A 24,044-nucleotide genomic window follows, 5' to 3' on the forward strand; every position below is an offset into this window, starting at 1 on the left:
TGTCCTATTTTTCGGACAGCCTCTTATGTTTTCTCATTTATTAATTATTAATCGCAGCTACACCAGGAAGTTCTAAACCTTCCAGACTTTCCAGCATCGCACCTCCGCCTGTAGAAACATAGCTCACTTTATCAGCATACCCAAACTGCTTTACAAAAGCAACACTATCCCCTCCTCCAACTAAAGAGAAAGCTCCCTGTTTCGTTGCTTCAGCAATGCTGTCACCAAGGGCAATTGTTCCTGCCGCAAAATTTGACATTTCAAAAACACCGATCGGACCATTCCAAAGAATTGTTCTAGAATCCAACAGAACATCATTAAACTGATCTCTTGATTTTGGTCCTGCATCCATTCCCATCCAACCTTCCGGAATGGCATAAATATCAGATTCTTTTCTCTCTGCATCATTACTGAAACTTTCAGCAACAATCGTATCACTAGGAAGATAAACCTTTACATTATGTTCTTTTGCTTTTCCTAAAATCTCCAAAGCTAAAGGTAATTTATCTTCTTCTACCAGTGAAGTTCCGATTTTTCCGCCAAGAGCTTTAATGAATGTAAAAGCCATTCCACCACCTATAATTAAATTATCTACAGCTGGAAGAATATTTTCTATAATTGTAATTTTTGTAGAAACTTTAGATCCGCCAAGTATGGCTGTAACAGGACGTTCACCGGATTTTAACACTTTATCAATCGCTTGAAGTTCTTTAGCCATTAACAAACCGAAAAATTTAGTTGAAGGAAAAAACTGAGCAATTACAGCTGTAGATGCGTGAGCTCTGTGTGCAGTTCCAAAGGCATCATTCACATAAGCATCTCCTAATTTTGAAAGCTTTTCAGCAAATGCTTCATCTCCTTTCTCTTCTTCATTATGAAAACGCAGATTCTCCAGTAAAAGGATTTCACCGGGTTGAAGATCAGCAGCAGCCTGCTCCGCCTTTTCTCCTATGCATTCATCAACGAATTTAACCTGACGGCCCAAAACAGTAGATACTTCTTCTACAATATGTTTAAGCGAAAATTGGTCGTTTACCTCTCCTTTAGGCCTTCCAAGGTGTGCCATAAGAATTACAGCCCCTCCATCTTGGAGAATCTTTTCAACCGTAGGCTTTACCGCTACAATTCGGGTATTATCTGTTACTTTAAGCTGATCATCCTGAGGAACGTTAAAATCTACTCTTACGAGCGCTTTTTTCCCGTTAAAATTGAAATCATTGATTGTTTTCATATGTACATTTATATTATTTCTTCAGTCTTCTGAAACCGATTGTCAGCACAGGATCATTACAAACCTGCTGCCAGCCGGCTCCATTTCTATCGTTGAATTACTTTCACAAATGTAAGATTTTAAAATTTTTGAATTGCCGCAACCCGATAAAAGTTTTCAGAAAAGTTTCCCGCAAACCCAACAAACAGCTATCAACAATTTTTTCTTTCTTAAAAAAAAGAATACGTCATTGTTGTTGAGTGTTGTGAATTTAGGGGATAAGTTTTTGTTAAAATTTTCATAACACTTAATTTTATATTCAATTCACATTTTATTTACATTATAAATTATTGTAAATCTGATTTTTCACTTCGTTACTAACAATTATTGATAACTTTTCCCCAATTCCCTTTATTGATAAGTGATTTCCGGAAAAACTCAAGAATTCCTGCAAAAAAGTTTTTTGAAAATTTTAACATTTTTTTTGGTCGAAGTTTTCATTACAAATTTTCCCAATGTTACGAAACATTTATTTTACCAGAGTTATCCACAGTTATTCACAATGCTTTTCACAATTTACTCCCGAAAGACTAACACTCATTGTTATTATTCTTACCTTTGTTATGAAATAAATCTAAAAAGACTATATAGAACAGTTATGAAAAGAAAAATTGCGCTGGCGGCCGATCATGCTGGCTTTGAATATAAGGAGATTGTGAAAAACTATCTTTCAGAAAAGTTTGAGGTTCAGGATTTTGGAACGTTTTCCACAGACAGTGTGGATTATCCGGACTTTGTACATCCTGCGGCGACATCAGTGGAAAACGGAGAAAATGAGCTGGGAATTTTATTTTGTGGGAGCGGAAACGGAGTACAGATTACCGCCAACAAGCATCAGAAAATTCGTTGCGCGCTATGTTGGATGCCTGAAATTGCTTCCCTGGCGAGACAGCACAATGATGCCAATATGATTTCAATACCGGCAAGATTCATTTCAAAAGAACTGGCTATCGAAATTGTAGATAAATTCCTTTCAACAGAGTTCGAAGGCGGAAGACATCAGAACAGAGTTGATAAAATAACATATTGCTAAAATATAAAGGCTTGTAAATCAAATTACAAGCCTTATTTATTTTTTATTTTGTATATTTGCAACGTCCGACAGGATTTACCATCCTGTCATTTCCACTAAACCTGTTATAAATATTAAAACATATTTAATAAAAGGTTTTTCCCCACACTTCTCCATTTTTGTATTAAATTTATACAAAACTAAAAATTCTGACCACCGAAAAGTTGGAAGGAAAATTGATGTTGCCTTGATACATAGGCTTTGGAACATATGTGATATTCTCGTAAACTGGTTTCTGCCGATATATAATTGTTGTAAAGATTTACCAATTGCAGATTAAAGTGACCGAAATACACACAAATAATTAAAATTTAAAAAATGCCAAAAAAAAGAAAATATATAAGTCAGAAAAATGATCATAAACTACAGGAAATCGGAAGACTGATCCTGCGTTTTATGAATGAGAATTCCACGAAAATATATAATTACAAACAAATTTCAGACGGAATTGATTATAAAAATCCCAGACAGCGGGAACTCGTAATACAGGCTTTGCACAGACTGCAGGCTGCTGAAAGAATAAAGGAAACAGAAAAAGGAAAATATATTGTCAACCTGAATATTAAAGGAACGCTTACCGGAATCATCGATTTTAACCAGTCAGGAAATGCCTATGTGAATGTTGAAGGTTTGGAAGATGACATCTTTATCCATTCAAAAAATGTAAAAGATGCTTTACAGGGCGATAAAGTTTTAATCGTTACCTACACATACAAAGGAAAAAAACTGGAAGGCTCCGTGCTTGAAGTTCTTGAAAGAACAAGAACAGAATTTGTGGGAACGCTCCAGGTTGTTGCTCATAAAGATTTCGGATTTGTGGTTTGTGATAAAAAGACCATTAATACTGATATTTTTATTCCAAAAGGAAAATTCGGAGGTGCTGAAGATGGCGATAAAGTCGTGGTAAAAATGACAGAATGGAAACCGGGGGATAAAAATCCTGAAGGAGAAATTATACAGGTACTCGGAGCTCCCGGAGAGCACGAAACAGAGATCCATTCCATTCTTGCAGAATACGGATTACCATATGAATTTCCTGAAGAAGTAGAAAGAGACGCCGACAAAATCGACCGTAGCATCAGTGATGAAGAAGTAGCAAAACGCTGGGATATGAGAGGGATCACAACTTTTACCATTGACCCTAAAGATGCTAAAGATTTTGATGATGCCTTATCTATCAGAAAACTGGAAAACGGAAATTGGGAAATTGGTGTTCACATTGCAGACGTTTCGCATTATGTAGTTCCTGGGACGATTCTTGATGATGAAGCCTATCAGAGAGCAACATCTGTGTATTTGGTAGATCGCGTGGTACCGATGCTTCCTGAAGTATTGAGTAATGATGTTTGCTCACTTCGTCCAAACGAAGATAAATTCACATTTTCTGCCGTTTTTGAGCTGGATGATGACGCCAAAATTAAAAAACAATGGTTTGGTAGAACGGTTATTCATTCCGACAGAAGATTTACCTACGAAGAAGCCCAGGAAAGAATTGAAACAAAACAGGGCGATTTACAGGAAGAAATCAATGTTCTGGACAGACTTGCAAAGATTATGCGTGAAGAACGCATCAGAAAGGGTGCTATTACATTCGACAGAAGTGAAGTACGATTTAATCTTGATGAAAATAATGAGCCGATCGGAGTATATTTTAAAATCAGTAAGGATTCAAATCACCTGATTGAAGAGTTTATGTTACTGGCGAATAAAAAAGTGTCTGAATTTGTTTCATTAAATAAAAAAGGAGACATTACTCAAAATACCTTTATCTACAGGGTTCACGATGATCCGGATCCTGCAAAATTAGAATCATTGAGAGATTTTGTTTCAACATTCGGTTACAAAATGGATCTGGCCAACAGTAAAAAAGTAGCTGAATCTCTGAACAGATTATTACACGACGTCAAAGGAAAAGGCGAAGAAAATATGATTGAAACGCTGGCCATGAGAAGTATGAGCAAAGCAGTTTATTCTACTGAACCGATCGGTCACTACGGACTTGGTTTTGATTATTACAGCCACTTCACCTCTCCTATCCGACGTTATCCGGATCTTATTGCACACCGATTGTTGCAGCATTATCTCGATGGAGGTAAATCACCAAATAAAGCTGAGCTGGAAGAGAAAGCAAAGCACTGCAGCTCTATGGAGCGTCTGGCTGCTGATGCGGAAAGAGATTCCATCAAATTCATGCAGGTGAAATTTATGGAAAAACATTTGGGTGAAACTTTCAATGGTGTGATTTCAGGAGTCGCAGAATTCGGTTTCTGGGTCGAAATTCCTGAAAATGGTGCAGAAGGTTTGATTAAATTGAGAGATCTTGTTGATGATTCCTATTCCTATGATGCCAAAACCCACGCCGTCTACGGAATGAGACACGGAAAACGATATCAGCTGGGAGATCAGGTACAGATCAAGGTCGTAAAAGCCAATCTGATTCAGAAACAGTTGGATTTTAAGATTGTAGACTAATAAAAAATTTAAATAGGAATTCCGTTTTACAAGTATGGTGAAACGGAATTTTGTTTTTATGGTTAAAAATATTTATGATTTATATGAAATTATTTTAAATAAATCTTTTCTTAAATCCTGAGTTATTGAATAATTAAATCATAAAGTTTAAATTTGTATAAATGAATGAAAATTCAGATTTTCATTTAAAAAATTACTTGATGTTTGAACTTATATTATCTGCAGTCATATTAGGATTCATGCTGAGTCTCGTTTTTATAGGACCGATATTTTTCCTTCTGATCGAAACCAGCTTCTCCAGAGGCCCGAAACATGCATTAGCTTTGGATATCGGAGTCATCTCGGCAGATTTACTTTGCATACTGGCCGCTTATTATGCGAGTGCAGATATTGTAACTTTGATCGACAAACATCCCGGTTTTTACAGAATTACAGCCATTTTGATCTTTGTTTATGGAATTGTAATGATGGTTACCAAAACCAAAATGCATATTCCGGGGGAAGAAAAATTTATCAGTCAGAATTATTTTAAAACCTTTATCAATGGGTTTTTCTTCAATCTTCTGAATGTGGGAGTAATTTTATTCTGGCTGGTAACGGTAATTTCCGTGAGAAATCAGTATCCCGATACCGGAAATTTTATTTTATACATTGGAATTGTCATTGCTACCTATCTTTGTATTGATTTAGCCAAGATCTTCCTTGCTAAACAATTTCATGATAAACTCACCCAAAAACTCGCAAACAAAATCAGAAGAATCGTTGGCGGAATACTTATCGTCTTCAGTTTCTTTATTTTTTTACAGAGTTTCAAAAAATTCAATCAGTTTGACAAAAGGCTTGAAGAGGCAGAAAAGACCGAAGTAAAATATCAAAGACAGAAATGAAAGAAATAATATTCCCGAAATCAATACGTACAGGCGATAAAATTGCCATCATCTCCCCAGCCGGCGCAGTAGAACCTTCCCAGCTTGAAAAAGGGATTGGGATGATCAGAAATAAAGGATATGAACCGGTTTTAGGGGAACATCTTTACAGTAATTTTTCCAATGGTTATCATTACGCCGGAACAGAAAAAGAACGCATTAAAGATATCAACTGGGCCTTAAATGATAACGAAATTTCCGCTGTTTGGGCTTCCAGAGGCGGCTATGGTTGTCAACATCTGCTGGAAAGTATTGACCTTAAAAAATTCAGGAAAGATCCTAAGTGGTACATTGGATATTCTGATAATACGGTGATCCAAAGCTATCTCCTGAAACATGGATTTGCTTCGATTCATGGGCAAACTATTAAAACGTCAAGTTTCGGAGTTACTGAAGAAAGCTATGATCTCATTTTTGATCTATTAAATGGCAAAAGCCTGGAATATGGTCTTAAATTCCATGATTTAAACAAAATGGGATTCTCTGAAGGTCAATTGATCGGAGGTAATTTAGCACTGATTTATGCGCTTCTGGGGACGGATTATTCTTTTAAGTTTAAAAACAGAATCTTATTCATAGAAGATATCGGTGAAAATTTTTACGCACTCGACAGGATGATCATGAGTTTGGAGCTTGCAGGCGTTTTCAGAAAAATTAAAGGCTTAATAATCGGGGGTATGACCAATATGGGTAATGAAAAGGAAAACACTCACTATGAAGACAGTTTCGACGAATTTGCCTACAAATTAATTTCTGACCGAATTTCAAAATATGATTTTCCGGTAGTTTTTGGTTTTCCGAATGGTCATATTAAAGACAACAGGCCTTTGATTATCGGCGGAAATGTAAAATTAGAGGTTGAGGATAAGGTTAAGGTAAAATTTTATTAATCTCTGCCTCCAGATTTACTTGGATAACATATTTTTCCATCTCTATTGATGATTACAGGAGCAGAAGTAACGATTGAATTTATTGGATATTTCCATCGTTCTGTGCCATCGTTTTCAGAAAAGGCATATATAAAATTTGAACCGCCACCACCAACGAAAACGGTAGAATTTGTAGTGACAGCTTCTGAACTATTAGAATAAATTGTTTTTTGCCACTTAATATTGCCCGTCTGTTTATCTACAGCAATGATGTTTCCTGAGCTAGAATTGACAAAAATAGAGTTTTCATTTACATATGGACTACTGGAATAACCAGCGGAATTAAAAGATTGCCAAATAATATTTCCTGTTGAAGCATCTATTTTGTATAAAGAATTTTTATCAGTTGTATATAAATATCCATCTAGAATAGTGGGAGAAGAATACTCCATTGAGGTTCCAAGTTGTTTTTTCCAAATCAATTCACCGGTAAGTTTATTGACATTATACAGATTGCCATTTCTGTTTCCTATATATAGATTATTCTGAATTATGGAAGCTGAAGAAGAATTAAAAATATCACCGACATAATATTTCCATTTTAGATTTCCACTACTCTGATCTAATGCATAAATATTACCGTCATCACTAGCAAAATAGACAATTTCTCCGGAAACGATGGGGCTAGAACTAACATTAAATCCGGTGGTATATTTCCATTTTAATTCTCCAGTTGTAGCATTTAATGCATAGAAATTGTCATCGTCGCTGCCAAAGAAGACAGTATTATTGGACACGAAAACACCTGATTCAATCGATTGATTTGTCTTATATTTCCATAATAAACTTCCATTATTTACGTCAAGAGCATATAAATATGTATCAGTACAACCAACGTATAATACATTATTGCTAATAAAAGCGGTGCTATATTGAAAAGTTCCACTTATAACTGGAAAAGACCATTTTAATATACCGTTTCCAGAATCAAAAGCATAATATACGTTGTTTCCACCGATGAACATCATATTTTTCATTATATTCGGATCATCTGTTATTGGAGATTCATTATCAGAAGAAGAACAACTCAGTGAAGATATTAATAGAAGAAAATAAAAAATTGAATTAAATTTCATAGGTTTGAGGAAGTTTTTGGCAAATATATAACTTATTATGGCTACGCACAACGATCTAGGGAAACTGGCTGAAGACCTTTCAGCAGAATTTTTACTGAAAAACGGCTATAAAATTCTGGCAAGAAACTTTCGTTTTCAGAAAGCTGAAATTGATATTATTTCAGAAAAAGATAACTTCATTATCATTTGTGAGGTTAAAGCCCGGTCGACTGATGTTTTTAACCTACCCCAGGAAGCCGTCAACAAAAGAAAAATAAAATTACTGGTTGCTGCGGCAGATCATTATGTGAAAGAATTTAACATAACCAAGGAAGTGCGTTTTGATATTATCTCTGTTCTTCCCGATAAACAAGGAAATTTAAGTATTGAGCATATTGCTGATGCTTTTGAAGCATTCGACGCTAATTAAATTAATGTAATAATGTATCAGTGGAACAGTTTACCAATTAATCAATATAATTATGTATATTTTAAAATTGAAAATTTTTTATGAAAACAATATTAGTCACCGGAGCTACCTCCGGAATAGGAAAATCCACAGCAGAACTTCTTGCAAAACAAGGAAATAGAATCATTATATGTGGCAGAAGAAAGGAAATTCTTGAGTCTTTAAAATCCGAGTTATCAAAGTTCACCGAAATATTTAGTTTAAAGTTTGATGTCAGAAATCTGGAAGACGTGGAATCAGCAATCAATTCACTTCCGGATGAATGGAAAAATATTGATGTGCTGATCAACAATGCGGGCAATGCACATGGTTTGGATCCCCTTTCAGCAGGAAAAACCGACGACTGGGATTCCATGATCGACGGAAATGTGAAAGGACTTTTATATGTTTCAAAAATGATTATTCCCGGAATGAAGGAAAGGAATTCCGGACATATTGTGAATATCAGTTCTGTGGCAGCAAGACAAACCTATGCCAACGGGGTTGTTTATTGTGCTACAAAAAAGGCAGTTGATGTCATTTCGGAAGGAATGCGGTTAGAGCTTACGGAATTCGGGATTAAAGTCACCAATATTCAGCCGGGCGCTGTAGAAACAGATTTTTCAATGGTGAGATTCAAGGGAGATAACGAAAAAGCAGCAACAGTGTACGCCGGATACGAACCTCTTAAAGCCGAAGATATCGCAGATTCTATTGCTTATTGTGTTAATGCACCTAAGCATGTCTGCATTTCTGATATGACCATCTACCCTACTGCTCAGGCAGAACCGAGAACGATTTACAGAAAACAGTCTCAAAATTAATGGTTAAATTTGTACATGTCCTTTTAAGAATTAGTTGAAATCGAATATCGGACATTTTTATATTGCTAAATTGTTACGCTTAAAATGAAAATATTATACCTCGAAACCTCTTCTAAAAACTGTTCAGTGGCAATTTCAGATGATGAAAAGCTGCTTTGCCTTACCGAAGAAGTTTCCGAAAACTATAAACAGTCGGAAAGTCTTCATACATTCGTAGAATGGGCGCTGGAAGGAGCCGGAATTTCACTCAAAGACATTGAAGCCGTCTCGTTGGGAAAAGGCCCCGGATCTTATACAGGATTAAGAATTGGCGCTTCTTCTGCCAAAGGATTTTGTTACGGATTAAAAGTTCGGTTAATTGCAGTTAATTCTTTGGAAAGTATGATAGAGCCGTTTTTAGACAAGAACTATGATTTCGTCATACCCTTAGTTGACGCAAGGAGAATGGAGGTTTATACAGCCGTTTATGACGGTAAAACGGGAAATGAAGTAACAGGTACGGAAGCAAAGATCTTAGACGAAACTTCATTTCAGGAATTTCTGGATAAAAGGGTGATTTTCGTGGGAGATGGTGCCAAAAAGGCAAGAGAGGTTTTACAGTTGCCAAATGCCGATTTTAATGAAGAGATCTACCCTTCTGCACAATTCCTGATAAAGAAAACGTTAGAAAAAATTGATAAAAAAGAGTTTGAAGACATTGCGTATTTTGAGCCGTTTTACCTAAAAGATTTTCATGGGGTAAAGAAAAAGCCCTAAAAAAATATAAAATAAAAAAGCGAAGAATAATGACTCTTCGCTTTTATTTTATTGAGGTTTCGCAGGAATTGAATCCATTTGTATCTGTTGCTGATTCTGATTTGAATTTGGCTTTCTTGGCGGCCTGTTACCGTTTAATCCTTGTTGCTGCCCCGGCTGCGAATTCATCATCTGTCCGCTGCCCGGTTTTTGAGGAACACCATTATTGTTAAGAGGCTGTGAAGGAGGTTGCTGTGGAGGATTATTCAAATTATTGGTGTTGTTTTGTACCATCACATTTCCCTTATTATCGGTGGCCTGGAAAGTAATATCAGATTTAAGATAATTGAGCATTTCCTTTGCTTTTTCGCCCTCCGGAGTCTTACCGTAATTTAAAGCAATCTGCTCAAGCTGAAGGATCATCACCTCTTTCCCACTCGCCTTTCCGGAATTAAATGCATTAAGCAAATAGAGTTTCGGAACCAGCGCATCTTTTGGGTACTGCTGAATGGTTTTATCAATCAAATCTTTACTTTCGGCAAACTTTTCAGACTCATATAAAGCAAACGCCTGTTTGTATTGATTTTCCACATCCGCCGAAGATTTTACGAACGTATTATTTTTCGGATTTCTCGCAAATTCTGCATAAGATGTATAAGGATAATCCTTTAAAAGAATCTGTTTTGCACGTTCTGCAGCCTGCGGATTTTTTTCATGATTCATGGCAAAAATCTCATACAAAGCCTGTAGCATTACTTTTTCTTCAGGTTTTACATCTACCAGATCATATAAGGTTTTAGTGGCTAAAGGAGTATTGGTAAAATAATTCTGATACATAACACCAAGTCCCAGTGAAGCGGTATCTCTGTCTTTCTTCAGCTGACCTAGTTTACCTGCATCCGTAGGAATCTGCTCAATATAGAAAGCGGGCTCAAAACGTCTTGGGTTCGGTGCTGCAGTGGTTCCTAAGGCATCATTCTTCATGTCTTCAATGGTCGTCATTTTCTTTGAAAATCGCCAGTTGTCAACAAGCGCTCGGTCTCCCCAGGTTTGCTTAAAGGTCTGTGTTCCTTTAGAAACCGTTCCTGTATTACTGAAATAAAAGCCTCTTGCTGTTACCCCGAAATCTTCGAAAGAATTTGAACTGTTGGCAAAAATAGAAGTCGAGTTATAGTCTCCTGTATCAAAACCTTTGTTTCTTTCAGCGCGTCTTTTTTCCAGTTCTTCTTTCTCTTCTTTGGCTTTAATTTTCGCAATATATTTCGTGAAAAAGTCAGTTTTCTGTTCAGGAGACATTTTGGCCAGATTCAGGATACTGTCGTTTTTCTTGATCAGGTAATAATTTTTTGAGATTTTCTTAATGTAAACCGACTGATCGGCCAGAAGAACTTTTGAAGGTTCATACGTCATTACTGCCAATGCTGAATCATAATAGGCTCCGGCCCCGATATAATCATTTTTATCAAGATATCCCTTCCCTATTTCATAATACGCCAGACCCCGGATCTGTCCATCGGAAACTTTTTCCTTCAATGATTTTTTGAAATATTCCTGGGCTTCTTCTTTCTTTCCTGCTTTATTTGCCATTAATCCTAAAGCATAGTAAAACTCGTTCTTTCTTGATCCGTAAGTACCCTTTTTGCTGATGTCTTCAAGATATTTTCTGGCTCCGCTATAATCTCCGTTACCGTTAAAAGTTTTTGCAATTTCAATCTGGGATTTCACTTCAAATTCAAAATCATTGGCGTATTTATAAGCAGCCATAAAGCTTTCTCTGGCTTTTTCATTCTGGTTAAGATTTTCCAGCACCTGCCCTCTCAGGTAGGCAATTCTGCTCTTAAGTTTCCTGTTACCGTTCAGTTCAAAAGCATTATCAAGTTCTTTTACTGCTTCTTCTTTTTTTCCGGCATCCAGTAGTGATTCGGAGTAATAAATACTTAATAATTTTTCATACTCCTTACTGATCTTTTCACCTTTTAATTTAGCAAAAGTTTCATGTGCTTTATGATAATTTTTAATCTGATCATACGCCAGGCCCTGATAAATTCTTGCCAGAGGAATTCTTTTATCATCCTTCATATGCGTAAAAACATAATTCAACGCATCAAGAGCTTCCAATGATTTACCCCTATAGATTCTTGCCTGGGCGAGAATCATATAGGCATCAAAAATCTGCTTGTTCTGCTCTTCACCATGTTTAATGACAGAATACTTATTGATTGCCTTTAAAGCTTTTGCCTCTGCAATTTCCAGCGTGCTTGCTCCTTTTTGTTCTGGTTGGCTAGGATCTTCGGAAATCATATTATTCCCTCCGGACATAGTATTTCCCGGCATTCCGGGTGGCATTGCAGGAGGTCCTCCCCTTTTATTGTTGTTATTCTGGGCAGGTCGGTTTACTTCAGCCATTTTCATGGAATTTTCTGCAAACGCGGTAGACTGTCCCAGATCACTTCCCAGAGGCTGATCTTCGTAGGTAAGAATAGGAATATAAGGCGCATAAAAATTGTCTTTATGTGCCTTGTCCCTCGTTTCAAACTCATTATTTAAAGCATCTTTTGCATTAAACAACGTATTATAGTATGTAGAAAATCCTTTCATGAACTTGGATCGCTGCTCTGGCTTCTTGGTTTTCGTAGCGCAAGAAGCAACAATACAAAGTGTTAAAAGGAATAAAATATTTTTTTTCATTATTTCAATATAACTCGCTAATCCACTTTTTATTATAAAGCGGTTTGATAATTTTGTAAAAATAATAAAATTTTATGTTGGAACTCGTTATATTTCTTTCAAAATTTTGTAAACCAAATGGGTAGGAAGCCCCATAATCGTATAAAAGCTGCCGTTTACTTTTTTGATTTTTGCCATGCCGAGCCATTCCTGAATTCCATAACTACCCGCTTTATCAAATGGCTGATAGTGTTGAATGTAATATTCTATTTCATTCTCACTGAGATCATCAAACTCCACATCGGCAACGTCCGTTTCTGTAATCGTTTTTTCTGCAGTTTTAATGGTGATTCCCGTATATACCTGATGCGTCTTCCCGGAAAGTGATCTCAGCATTTCTCTGGCATCACTTTCATCTTTGGGTTTTCCCAGAAGCTGGTTATCGATCGCTACCACCGTATCGGCAGTCAGCAGGACTTCACCCTTTTCCAATGCCCGGAAGGTATCTGCTTTCAGTTCAGAAAGATAGGCGGCCGCCTCTCCTACTTTTATATATTGTGGAATGATTTCTTCACAATCAATTTTTACAACGTCAAAGGTAAAACCCAGATTCGTCAGTAATTCTTTCCTCCTCGGAGATTGTGAGGCTAATAATAATTTCATTGATAATACTTAAATGGATTGTGTGTTGTCATCATGCCATTTTCCCTGTACCTTCATCACCTGTTCGATGACGTCACGTACTGCCCCGCTTCCTCCTTTTATGGGAGAAATATAGGTGGCAATTTCTTTAATTTCAGGAACTGCATTTTCAGGACATGCTGCAATCGCGGAATTTTTCAGGATATGAAGATCAGGAATATCATCTCCCATGGTCAGAATTTCTTCATTGGTAAGATTGTATTTTAACTTAAAATCTTCAAAATCGGCCATTTTATCATGAGATTTCGGATAATAATCTTCAATGCCCAGATAATTGATCCTGTGTTTCACCATTTCATCGTTTCCGCCAGTGATGACGCCGATTAAATAATTGTTTTTTAAAGCTTTAACGACCGCGTAACCGTCTAAAACATTCATAACCCGGCACATATTTCCACCGGGAAGCAGATACACGCTGCCATCGGTAAAAACACCGTCTACGTCAAATACAAATGCTTTAATATTTTTTAGTTTTTGTTTATAGCTCATTTTATTTTAAAAATATAATCATCTAATCAAGATTGTAAGTGAGTCTTACAGTGATTCTTGCTGATTTTTCTTTACTGGAAGTGTCGAAATTCCCTCCGTAGCTGTCTTCATCCGTAGATCCTTTTGCGGTAATCTGAAATACACCCATTGATGCATCTTTCAGCTTTCCTAAATCTCCATCTGCACTTTTCACAATTTTTTCTGCTCTTTGTCTGGCATCTTTTGCGCCGGCTTCTATTAAATTATGTTTCAGTGAAGCAAGATCAGAATAGGTATATTGTGGAGAAGATGGCTCGAATTGTACTCCGCTGTTGATGAGTTCAGCAGTTTTGTCGATCACGCTTTCGATCTTTTTCATTAACGCCGGATTTTTTTTGGCCCGGAAAAATACAGTTTGGGTTGCTTTATAACCGTCAAAAATATCTTCGGATTTTTCTGTTCCGTCAGATTCTTTTGTGGTTACCGTACGGAAAGATCTTGAAAAATTTACCCCGCCAAAAGTAAATTCTCCTGCTTTGAAACCTTTGCTATAAAAAAAAGCTTTTACTTTTTCTTTATCCTGCGAAATGATATTATACGCTTCCTTCGCATCAAAAGCACTGGCATCAAAACTCCCGCTCCAGCTGATTTCATCCGAAAGAAAATCTTTGGAACCAAGGCCTGTAACAGATATGGTATCCTGCTTTAAATTCCTGTTTTTAAAACTTGAGCCTAAAATAAGCGCCGTAATAACAATGGCAGCCCCGATAATGAGGGAGCGTATAATGTTGGTATTCATTTTTTTGGTTTTTCCCAAAGTTAAAACATTATGGCAATTGATACATCTTTTTGATGGAAAGATTCATCGTTTTATAGATCTCAAGACTTTCATCTTTTAATAACTGTTCATGCAGTTCAAGGATTCTTTTATCATTTCTTACGGCAGGCCCGGTCTGTGCAGATTTCGGATCTATTTCGTGGATCTTCTGAACGGTTTCATCAATTAACGGTAAAAAATAATCAAAAGGAATTTCCTGAGCATCAGAAATTTCTTTAGCTCTTGCAAAAAGATGATTCACAAAATTACAGGCAAAAACAGCGGTTAAGTGAATGTATTTTCTCTTTTCATGCGTACTTTCCATTACATCTTCTGAAATCTTAGAGGCTAGATTAAAGAGGATTTGTTGGTCTTCTTCATTTTCAGTTTCCACAAAAAAAGGAATTTTCGAATAATCCAGTGATTTTGATTTCGAAAAAGTTTGTAAGGGATAAAAACTCGCTTTCCGGTAATCTCCAGCCAGAATTTCTTTGGATAGCGAACCGGAAGTATGAGCCACCAGACAATCTTTTGCCGGAATAAGTTTTGAAACATTTTCCACCGAATTGTCACTTACACAGATGATATAAAGATCTGCGTCCTGAATTTTTTCCGTAGAAAAAGGAATTTTTAATTCTTCGGAGATGTTGCTCAGTTCTTTTTCATTCCTTCCAAAAATCTGTGCTAAAGGAATGTTATTCAGAACAAAAGCTTTTGCCAAATGATAAGCCACATTTCCGGAACCGATAATTACAATTTGCATCTAACAAAGATAAGATTTAGAAGGAAGACGGGAGAGGGAAGACAGAAGTTTTTTATTTTAAAATTATTTACCCGTTTACACAATGAAAAGAAATGAAAAAGACCAGAATAATTTTAAAAAATCGAAGATTTTTTATTCTTTTCAGAACTTTGAATATTATAACCAATGCGTTATGATTATCTTTGAGATTTTTGCGGTTATTCTGAAATTAGTTTAAAAGTTTTTTAAATGATATAAAAACAATTTAACATAATATTAAAAAGAAAATGCATCAGCACGGATACAATATTTATCAGATCCGGGCGTATAAATATTTGTAAATAATGAGTATATTGGACTGAAAATTGAATAGTTGATTTAACTTTCAGTTATTTTTGTAATCCAAAACAGTGAAAGCATCTTATGAAGATTAAGGACGCGGAAATTATTTCGTTGATGCAAAACCCACGAACTCAGGAAAAAGGAGTTCGCGCTTTGATGGATGCTTATCAAAGCAGATTGTATTGGCACATAAGAAGAATTATTGTGGACGGTGATCTTGCTCAGGACACTTTGCAGGAGACTTTTATTAAAGCTTATCAGAATTTTCATCAGTTTAAAAATGACAGCCAATTGTACACATGGCTGTACAGAATTGCAACCAATGAAGCGTTGCAACAGATCAATAAACTGAAAAAAATGCAGAAAACTGATGAAGACCCGGAGTACCACATGCAGAATCTTGTAGCCGATAATGTTGCCGGAGATGCTGAAGAAATACAGATTCTGCTTCAGAAAGCCATACAAAGCCTGCCTGAAAAACAGAAGCTGGTATTTATGATGCGGTATTATGATGATTTGCCTTACGAAGAAATATCCAAAATTGTGGATATGTCGGTGGGGACTCTGAAAACGAATTATCATTATGCCAAACAAAAAATAGAAGATTATATAAAAGACAATTACGAGAGATAATTTTTGAGAAAACTGAGATGAAAGAGTTCGACATAGAAAAATTAGAACGTAAAAATATTTACACAGTACCCGAAGATTTATTTGAAAATCTTCAGGGTAGGGTATTGAGCGGATTGAATGAATTTGACCTGGAAAAACTGGAACGTAAAAATATTTATGCAGTTTCTGAGAATGTATATGAGAATGTTCAGAATCACGTCATAAATAAGGTGTTCCCTCGTAAGAAAGCACCGGTTATCAGATTAAACTGGGCATACGCTGCGGCCGCTTCGGTAGCATTGATTTTTGGAGCGACTTTTGTTTTCAATTCGGAAGATGAGACAATAGAGAAAACTGCTTCAGATGTTTCTTATGTTGCAACCAGCCAGAAGCCTAAAACGGAAAGCGAGATGGCTTATGAAACATTGAAATCTGATTTAACTTCTGTTGAGAATAATGATCAAACAGTTACGAAACAAAGTGAAAATAAATCTTTTGCTCAGCAGAAATCAGGTAAAGAACAAAAAAAGGAAACGCAGGCTGTAAAATCTGTTTCTAAACAGCAGGAAAGTCAGATGAACGAGTATCTGGATTCATTCTCAAATTCTGAAATTTCAGAATTGGCAAGTAATTCAACTCAGGACGTTTATTTGGATTTATATAACTAAAAAGAAAAGATGAAAAAGATATTATTTACGCTTTTTATCATATACGGATTTGGTCTGAATGCCCAAAAAACGGATTACGACTGGAAAAAAATGGATCCCAAGCAAAGAAAAGAGGTGATCAACAGTCTGTCCCCGGAGGAAAGAAAAGCACTTCTGACGAAGTTCAGAAATAATATGGTGATGGATAATCTGGATATAGATCCCGGTGATAAAGAAGAATTTACAGATATCTATAATGAATATCTGGAAAGCCAGAAGCAGATAAAGAGTCAGTTTAATTCTAATTTTAATCCTGATAATTTATCCGATGATGAAGCGAAAGCCAAGCTGCAGCAAAGTTTTGAAGTAGGGCAGAAGCTACTGGATAACAGAAAAAAATATGCTGATAAGATGCAGCAGGTAATTCCTTGCCAAAAAGTCCTGAAGCTGTTTCAGACGGAGGGCATGATGAGAGAAAAGATGAATGAAAGAAATCCTCACGGAAACAATAACACTTCAAGACAAAAATAAAACCATAATAGTTTATTTTTTTAATGTTGGACGACTCTTGCAATTTATTTGTGAGAGTCGTTTAATTTAATTCGAATCATTATTTTTGGAGGAAAATTTAACTATGAAAAAAATACTTTTCTTTTTAATGTTTTCCTTATCATTAGCCGCTCAGAGAGTAGAATTTGTTACGCTGGATCAAAGCATTAAAGATAAAAGAGGACTAACAAAATCTTTGACCCTCATTGATACTAGAATTGATAAAGAAATTGGAACAATTGCAGATAAAAAAGAAACTGCAGAAATAAAATTTAAAGATGAAAATCTTAAAGATCACTTTGAAAGCTGGTTTCTAAACGATAATAAAAAAGTAGGGAATACAGATATAGTAATCATGCTGGAAGAGTTGAAAATATACGATGAGCAGAATAATAATAAAGATTATCCTTTCGCAAAGCTAAAGATAAAAATTTCAAGTTTTATCAAGAGGAATGACAAATATTATTTCATCGGACGATTTGATAACGTGATCGTTTGTAACCCGAAGATTACACCACATGCACAAAGATTTTTAGCCAGACAGATCTCAGATATTATTACGGAATTTATAAAGCTTTCTTATATTAATACAGATTCTGGAATTTTCATTCCTGAAAATGAGATTATTAATTATAATTCTTATTTGGGCAAAAATTATAAGGCTTTCAACAATCCTGGCCTTAAAGATGGAGTTTACAGTAATTTTAAAGAATTTTATAATCAAGAGCCGAATGCGAATTACATTCTTGAAAAAAACAAAAAAGGAAAGGTAGTAAGATTAATGAATAAAGGAGTTGAAAGTTCTTTCTCCGAAATGTACTGTTATGTAGAAGGAGGAAAGGCTTACAAATTAACGCCGGTCGGATTCGATGAAATGAAAAAAGATGATAAAGGTTTCTATATTTATACTTCCAGAGTGAATCTTTTTGCAGAATCTAATACAGGAGGAATTTTAGTAGGGGCTATTTTGGGAGGTATCCCAGGCGCTTTGATTGGCGCTGCTATTGAATCAGGTGCTAATCCTTCGAACGGAGCCGTCCATGGGATTGGATATCGCTCTTCACTGGAATCAAATGTCTATATCGATTCTTTGACTGGCGCTTATATTTTTACTAACTAAGTTAAAATAAGATATAAATTTAATGGTGCTGTTTTGTTTTAAACTAATTCTTAGTTTTACGAAGAAATTTACATTATGAAAAAAATACTTTTCTTTTTATTCTTCTCCGTCATGTTCTCTGCACAGAAAACGGAAACTATAAAACTTTCAAAATCAATTAAAGACGATAATAATTCCATAAAGACATTTACGGTAATCGATCAGAGACCGAATAAAGAGATTGGTTCTGTAATGTATCATAAAGACCAGGTAAATGTAGTGTTTGAGCACAGTGCAGACAAAGACATTAATGATTGGTTTTATAAAGACAATCCAGTGAGGGGAAAAGATGATTTTGTTCTGCTGTTGGAAAATATAGAGATTTCTGAGGATAAAAAAGAAAAGTCATCGATTGCGAAGCTTGCTCTGAAGGCCAGTACATTTATTAAAAAAGATGATGGTTATCATTTTGTGTATAGAAAAGATACTGCAGCAAGTGTTTCATCGCGTACCACACCTTATCTGGCGCAAAGCTTATCTAAGAAAGTTACCCTTATTTTAGCGGATCTCATCAAAAATTCTTACCGGAAAACGCCTTGGGAATATGGCATTTCAGAAAGTGAACTTAAAGATTATGAAACTTTATTGAAGGAAAAGCTTGATATTTTAAAGACAGACAGTTTAAAAGATGGAATTTATAGAAGTTACTACAGTTTTTTCACCCATAACCCTGAGCCAGGGTTTGTAATAGAAACCAATAAAAAAGGAGTGGTAATAAATGCAGTGAAAGGAAAAGATAAAATATCGATCAGGAATTGTTATGCATTTGTTGATCATGGTGTTGCCTATAAAGTCATTCCTGTAGGGTATGTAGAAATTTTCAGAGATGAAATGGGACTTTTCATTGAAGTTAAAAAAGAAGAGCTTTTCCCTGAAAATTCTTCTAATGTTTTTATAATGGGTGGAGGGGTAGCAGGATTAATAGGAACTGTAGTAGGCAATATAGCAATTTCGGCAATTGATGCCAGTGAAGCTAAGAAAAGAAGAGCGATGGCAGGAACTGAAGTATCGCTGGATCCTCTTACGGGACATTACATTTTACCAGAAGATTTTGGTAAAACTAAATAAAGAGAGACTATTTTTGTCTCTCTTTTATTTTATTATTTATCCGTAGAATAAGAGTAAGGAAAATCTTTTTCGTCAGTTCCACGTTCTTTATCTGGTGTAGAATTCATTTCAAATTTTAAACGGGCACCTTTCATCAGTTCTGAATGACTCAACCAGTTTCTGGAATATTTTTTTCCATTATATTGTAATGAACGGACATAGCGGTTTTCGTCATTGTTATTATCTGCGGTAATTTCAATGCTTTTTCCGTTTTCTAAATGGATCTTGGCTTTCTTAAATAAAGGAGCCCCTAAAACGTACTGATCCGTTGCAGGAGTTACAGGATAAAAGCCTAATGCTGAAAAAACATACCATGCTGAAGTCTGGCCGTTATCTTCATCACCGCAATATCCGTCAGGCGTTGGCTGGTACAGACGGTTCATGGTTTCCCGAACCCAATATTGTGTTTTCCAAGGCTCTCCGGAATAATTGTACAAGTAGATGATATGCTGTGCAGGCTGGTTTCCATGGGCATATTGTCCCATATTGGCATTCACCATTTCCTGAATTTCATGGATGGTTGAGCCATAATAAGAATCATCAAAAACAGGAGGTAAATCAAAAACCTGATTAAGTTTTTTTGAAAATTCTTTCTTTCCTCCCATCATTTTTGCCAAACCCTGAATATCCTGCAATACCGACCATGTATAATGCCATGAATTTCCTTCCGTAAAAGCATCTCCCCACTTGAAAGGATTAAACGGAGCCTGAAAACTTCCATCCTGATTTCTTCCGCGGGCCAGTTTGGTTTCAGGGTCAATTACTTTTTGGAAATTCTGTGAACGTCTGTAATATTCTCTCCATTCAGATTCTGGTTTTCCTAAAGCTTTTCCCAATTGGGCAATCGCAAAATCATCATAAGCATATTCCAGTGTTCTTGCGGCATTTTCGTTAATCTTCACATCATAAGGAACATAGCCCAATTTTTTGTAGTAATCAATTCCCAGTCTTCCCGTGGCCTGCGGTCCCTCATTGTTGGCGCCATGAAGGAGTGCCTGGTACAATGTTTCAATATCATAGCCGCGCAAACCTTTCAGGTAGGCATCAGCAACCACAGAAGCAGAATTGTTTCCGATCATAATATCGGAGTAAGACGGGCTTGACCACTCGGGTAGCCAGCCGCCTTCTTTATAATCATTAATCAAGCCTTTCTGCATTTCCACGTTAATGTCAGGATAAACTAAATTTAAAAAAGGGTAGAGCGCTCTGAAGGTATCCCAAAAACCGGTTCCTGCAAACCGGTATCCAGCTTCTGTTTTCCCTGAGTATGGACTGTAATGAATGATTTTTCCTGCTTGATCAATTTCATACATTTTATGCGGAAAGCAGAGCATCCTGTACAGACACGAGTAGAAAGTACGCATCTGGTCGACGCTTCCTCCCGCTACTTCAACTTTCTTTAGTTTTACATTCCAGGCCTGTTTTGCTTTATTGTAAGTATCTTCGAAAGAATCTTTATCCAGTTCCCTTTGCAGATTCAGCTCTGCCTGCTCGAGGCTGATGAATGATGAAGCGACCTTTGCATTCACTTTTTCGCCTTTTTTGGTTGCGAAACCTACAATTGCTCCACAATGATCTCCGGTTATTTCCAAAGCATCTTTTACAAAGTCTTTGTCCTTCCAGACTGAGTATTTCGTGAAAGGCTTATCTGCATAAATCACAAAATAATTTTTAAAACCAATCAGTTTTCCCCTCGAATACCGCGTTGAATAACCTACGATTTTATTTTCAGAAGGGATGATTTTTATGCTTGAACCCTTATCAAATGCATCAACCACAAACCATGAATTTTCAGAATCAGGGTAAGTAAATCTTAATTGTGCTGCTCTTTCCGTGGGCGTAAGTTCTGCCGTAACGTTATGGTCTGCCAAATAAACACTGTAATAATAAGGTTTTGAAACTTCAGATTTATGAGAAAACCAGCTCGCTCTTTCTTCTTCATTGAAACGCATTTTTCCGGTTACCGGCATGATGGAGAACATTCCGTAATCGTTCATCCAGGGCGAAGGCTGATGGGTTTGCTTAATACCGCGGATTTTGTCGGCATCGTAAGTATACTGCCAGCCGTTTCCGTTCTTTCCGGTTTGTGGTGTCCACAGATTCATTCCGTGAGGAACAGCAACAGCGGGATAAGTATTTCCGTTCGAAAGTGATGGTTTTGAAAGCGTACCGATTAACGGATTTACAAATTCTTCCGGATGTTCCGGTGACTTTTCAATCCATTGCGACCGAATCTGGATCCATGGAATAATTAAAAGGATGAAAAGGATTTTTTTCATGAATTAAAATTAAGTTTGGCTAATTTAAACACAAATAATAAAAGTATGCTGACAAATGGTATCAGGTATTACCTGTATTTCATGGTTAATTTACGTCTAAATCACGATTTAAAATTAAGAATTAGAAATTATCCTGCATTTTGTTATCTTTGCAAATTACATAGTTCTTAAATGAAAAACATACGAAATTTTTGCATAATCGCTCATATTGACCACGGTAAAAGTACTTTGGCAGACCGTCTTTTAGAGTACACGAATACTGTTTCCCAAAGGGAATTGCAGGCTCAGACCCTGGATGACATGGATTTGGAGAAAGAACGCGGAATCACGATCAAATCTCACGCAATCCAGATGGATTATGAATACAAAGGAGAAAAATATATATTAAATCTTATTGATACACCGGGACACGTAGACTTTTCTTATGAAGTTTCCCGTTCGATTGCTGCCTGCGAAGGAGCGCTTCTTATTGTAGATGCTGCGCAAAGCATTCAGGCACAGACCATCAGTAATTTATATCTGGCATTGGAAAATGATCTTACGATTATTCCAATCCTGAATAAAATCGACCTTCCCTCAGCAAATCCTGAAGAAGTAACCGATGAGATCATGAACCTGATTGGTTGCGAATATGATGATGTCTTGAGAGTTTCCGGGAAAACAGGTGAGGGAGTTCACAACCTGCTGGAGCAGATTGTAGAAAGAATTCCTGCACCGGTGGGAGATCCGGAAGCGCCGCTTCAGGCCCTGATTTTTGACTCTGTTTATAACCCGTTCAGAGGGATTGAGGCTTATTTTAAAGTCGTAAACGGAAGTATCAGTAAAAATGAAAAGGTTAAGTTCTTCGCCACAGGAAAAGAATATGGAGCAGATGAAGTCGGTACTCTGAAATTAAAGCAGGTTCCTAAGAAAACGATTCAGTGTGGAGATGTAGGATATTTAATTTCCGGGATTAAAGATGCAAGAGAGGTAAAGGTAGGAGATACCATCACTTCTTTTGAAAGGCCGGCAGCTGCACCAATCGAAGGATTTGAGGAAGTAAAGCCAATGGTATTTGCAGGGATTTACCCGATTGATTCCGAAGACTTTGAAGAACTGAGATTCTCCCTTGAAAAATTAAGATTAAATGATGCTTCCCTGGTTTTCGAGCCGGAAAGTTCTGCAGCATTAGGATTTGGGTTCCGTTGCGGATTCTTAGGAATGCTTCACATGGAAATCGTTCAGGAGCGTCTGGACAGGGAATTCAATATGAATGTGATCACTACGGTACCGAACGTATCGTATTTCGGATATTCTAAAAAAGAGCCTGAAGTTCCGATCCTGATCAATAACCCGTCTGAAATGATGGATCCTTCGATCATGGACAGGGTAGAAGAGCCTTTTATCAAAGCTTCGATCATTACTAAATCTGATTTCGTTGGGCCCGTAATGACCTTATGTATTGAAAAAAGAGGAGAAATTGTTAATCAGAGCTACCTGACATCAGAAAGGGTAGAGCTGGTATTCAACATGCCATTGGCAGAAGTGGTTTTTGACTTCTATGACAGGCTGAAATCAATTTCCAAAGGCTACGCTTCATTCGACTACCATCCGATAGGGTTCAGGGCTTCTAAGCTCGTAAAAATGGATATCCTGATCAACGGGGATATGGTAGATGCCTTATCTTCCCTGATTCACGATTCCAATGCTTATCACATTGGTAAGAAAATGTGCGAAAAGCTTCGTGAGCTGATCCCGAGACAGCAGTTCGATATTGCCGTTCAGGCCGCTTTAGGAACTAAAGTTATTGCAAGGGAAACCATTAAGGCTTTAAGAAAAGACGTTACCGCAAAATGTTACGGAGGAGATATTTCGAGAAAGAGAAAACTTCTGGAGAAACAGAAAGAAGGTAAAAAGAAGATGAAGCAGATCGGTAGGGTAGAAGTCCCACAGTCAGCATTCATGGCAGTTTTGAAACTAAACGATTAACATAAAAAAAGACCGATACAATTTTAGTCATGGTCGGAAGAAAAATTCTTCCGACTTTTTTAGTTTTTTATCCTGAGAAAAAGCAATTTAATTATTTGATTATCAATTATTTAACTTGCGTTTTAGAAATTTATTTTCGTATCTTTATAGCTGATAATCAATTGTTTATGTCAGTTTTTAAAGATCATAAAATAGCTCTTAAAGATGTTTTAGAATTTATTCCCGAAGCTCTTTTAGCCCATCTCTCGGCAAGT

General features: G+C 36.5%; 22 protein-coding genes. 14 read left to right on the plus strand and 8 right to left on the minus strand.

What is annotated here, in order from left to right; translation table 11 throughout:
- Nucleotides 1–40 precede the first annotated feature (40 nt).
- The gene (locus AC3WV0_RS15345; RefSeq protein WP_488846979.1) at nt 41–1,231 is read right to left on the minus strand and encodes a phosphoglycerate kinase; all 1,191 of its coding nucleotides are present in this window, start codon (nt 1,229–1,231) and stop codon (nt 41–43) included.
- 637 nt (nt 1,232–1,868) lie between these two features.
- Here AC3WV0_RS15345 and rpiB point away from each other — a divergent pair.
- From rpiB to AC3WV0_RS15365, 4 genes are all read left to right on the plus strand, one after another.
- Nucleotides 1,869–2,303, plus strand: a complete 435-nt coding sequence (gene rpiB / locus AC3WV0_RS15350) for a ribose 5-phosphate isomerase B (protein ID WP_312902062.1) — start codon at nt 1,869–1,871, stop codon at nt 2,301–2,303.
- 357 nt (nt 2,304–2,660) lie between these two features.
- Nucleotides 2,661–4,814: a ribonuclease R gene (gene rnr / locus AC3WV0_RS15355; RefSeq protein WP_488846980.1), complete on the plus strand. Its 2,154-nt coding sequence runs from the start codon at nt 2,661–2,663 to the stop codon at nt 4,812–4,814.
- 200 nt (nt 4,815–5,014) lie between these two features.
- Complete coding sequence (locus AC3WV0_RS15360) at nt 5,015–5,701, plus strand: LysE family translocator (protein ID WP_488846982.1); 687 nt, start codon at nt 5,015–5,017, stop codon at nt 5,699–5,701.
- The gene (locus tag AC3WV0_RS15365; protein WP_488846983.1) at nt 5,698–6,630 is read left to right on the plus strand and encodes a S66 peptidase family protein; all 933 of its coding nucleotides are present in this window, start codon (nt 5,698–5,700) and stop codon (nt 6,628–6,630) included. The genes AC3WV0_RS15360 and AC3WV0_RS15365 overlap by 4 nt, the downstream gene beginning before the upstream one ends.
- On the opposite strand, the gene AC3WV0_RS15370 is transcribed toward AC3WV0_RS15365, so the two are convergent.
- Nucleotides 6,627–7,745, minus strand: a complete 1,119-nt coding sequence (locus AC3WV0_RS15370; protein WP_488846984.1) for an outer membrane protein assembly factor BamB family protein — start codon at nt 7,743–7,745, stop codon at nt 6,627–6,629. The genes AC3WV0_RS15365 and AC3WV0_RS15370 overlap by 4 nt on opposite strands.
- 37 nt (nt 7,746–7,782) lie before the next feature.
- Here AC3WV0_RS15370 and AC3WV0_RS15375 point away from each other — a divergent pair, with 37 nt between their 5' ends.
- From AC3WV0_RS15375 to tsaB, 3 genes are all read left to right on the plus strand, one after another.
- On the plus strand, nt 7,783–8,154 hold the full coding sequence (locus AC3WV0_RS15375; RefSeq protein WP_488846985.1) for a YraN family protein: 372 nt from the start codon (nt 7,783–7,785) through the stop codon (nt 8,152–8,154).
- Nucleotides 8,155–8,234: 80 nt separating this feature from the next.
- Nucleotides 8,235–8,996 (plus strand): SDR family NAD(P)-dependent oxidoreductase, encoded by a 762-nt coding sequence (locus tag AC3WV0_RS15380; protein WP_488846986.1) that lies wholly within the window; start codon nt 8,235–8,237, stop codon nt 8,994–8,996.
- Between the two features lie 84 nt (nt 8,997–9,080).
- Nucleotides 9,081–9,752, plus strand: coding sequence for a tRNA (adenosine(37)-N6)-threonylcarbamoyltransferase complex dimerization subunit type 1 TsaB (gene tsaB, locus AC3WV0_RS15385; protein ID WP_488846987.1), 672 nt, complete (start codon nt 9,081–9,083; stop codon nt 9,750–9,752).
- A gap of 48 nt (nt 9,753–9,800) precedes the next feature.
- On the opposite strand, the gene porW is transcribed toward tsaB, so the two are convergent.
- From porW to AC3WV0_RS15410, 5 genes are all read right to left on the minus strand, one after another.
- Entirely contained in the window at nt 9,801–12,419 is a 2,619-nt protein-coding gene (porW, locus tag AC3WV0_RS15390) for a type IX secretion system periplasmic lipoprotein PorW/SprE (RefSeq protein ID WP_488846988.1), read from the minus strand.
- A gap of 87 nt (nt 12,420–12,506) precedes the next feature.
- On the minus strand, nt 12,507–13,061 hold the full coding sequence (locus AC3WV0_RS15395; protein WP_488846989.1) for a Maf family protein: 555 nt from the start codon (nt 13,059–13,061) through the stop codon (nt 12,507–12,509).
- 9 nt (nt 13,062–13,070) lie between these two features.
- A complete protein-coding gene (locus AC3WV0_RS15400; protein WP_090001671.1) occupies nt 13,071–13,589 on the minus strand; it encodes a KdsC family phosphatase in 519 nt (172 codons plus the stop codon).
- Between the two features lie 22 nt (nt 13,590–13,611).
- On the minus strand, nt 13,612–14,367 hold the full coding sequence (locus AC3WV0_RS15405; RefSeq protein ID WP_488846990.1) for an SIMPL domain-containing protein: 756 nt from the start codon (nt 14,365–14,367) through the stop codon (nt 13,612–13,614).
- A 28-nt stretch (nt 14,368–14,395) separates the two neighbouring features.
- A complete protein-coding gene (locus AC3WV0_RS15410; RefSeq protein ID WP_488846991.1) occupies nt 14,396–15,148 on the minus strand; it encodes a Rossmann-like and DUF2520 domain-containing protein in 753 nt (250 codons plus the stop codon).
- A 402-nt stretch (nt 15,149–15,550) separates the two neighbouring features.
- Here AC3WV0_RS15410 and AC3WV0_RS15415 point away from each other — a divergent pair, with 402 nt between their 5' ends.
- The 5 genes from AC3WV0_RS15415 (at nt 15,551) to AC3WV0_RS15435 (ending at nt 19,504) form a co-directional block, all read left to right on the plus strand.
- A complete protein-coding gene (locus tag AC3WV0_RS15415) occupies nt 15,551–16,102 on the plus strand; it encodes an RNA polymerase sigma factor (RefSeq protein ID WP_090001676.1) in 552 nt (183 codons plus the stop codon).
- Nucleotides 16,103–16,119: 17 nt separating this feature from the next.
- Nucleotides 16,120–16,749 (plus strand): hypothetical protein, encoded by a 630-nt coding sequence (locus AC3WV0_RS15420; protein WP_488846992.1) that lies wholly within the window; start codon nt 16,120–16,122, stop codon nt 16,747–16,749.
- Nucleotides 16,750–16,758: 9 nt separating this feature from the next.
- The gene (locus AC3WV0_RS15425; protein WP_312902870.1) at nt 16,759–17,259 is read left to right on the plus strand and encodes a hypothetical protein; all 501 of its coding nucleotides are present in this window, start codon (nt 16,759–16,761) and stop codon (nt 17,257–17,259) included.
- A 103-nt stretch (nt 17,260–17,362) separates the two neighbouring features.
- Entirely contained in the window at nt 17,363–18,397 is a 1,035-nt protein-coding gene (locus AC3WV0_RS15430) for a hypothetical protein (RefSeq protein ID WP_488846993.1), read from the plus strand.
- Between the two features lie 75 nt (nt 18,398–18,472).
- A complete protein-coding gene (locus AC3WV0_RS15435) occupies nt 18,473–19,504 on the plus strand; it encodes a hypothetical protein (RefSeq protein WP_488846994.1) in 1,032 nt (343 codons plus the stop codon).
- A gap of 32 nt (nt 19,505–19,536) precedes the next feature.
- On the opposite strand, the gene AC3WV0_RS15440 is transcribed toward AC3WV0_RS15435, so the two are convergent.
- Nucleotides 19,537–21,822, minus strand: coding sequence for a GH92 family glycosyl hydrolase (locus AC3WV0_RS15440; RefSeq protein ID WP_488846995.1), 2,286 nt, complete (start codon nt 21,820–21,822; stop codon nt 19,537–19,539).
- A 171-nt stretch (nt 21,823–21,993) separates the two neighbouring features.
- Between AC3WV0_RS15440 and lepA the strand changes: the two genes are divergently transcribed.
- Nucleotides 21,994–23,790, plus strand: coding sequence for a translation elongation factor 4 (gene lepA, locus AC3WV0_RS15445; protein ID WP_090001684.1), 1,797 nt, complete (start codon nt 21,994–21,996; stop codon nt 23,788–23,790).
- A 29-nt stretch (nt 23,791–23,819) separates the two neighbouring features.
- Nucleotides 23,820–24,044, plus strand: a 225-nt coding sequence (locus AC3WV0_RS15450) for a hypothetical protein (RefSeq protein WP_488846996.1), incomplete at its 3' end; no start/stop codon positions are given.

It is taken from the genome of Chryseobacterium sp. 27AL, assembly GCF_057815395.1.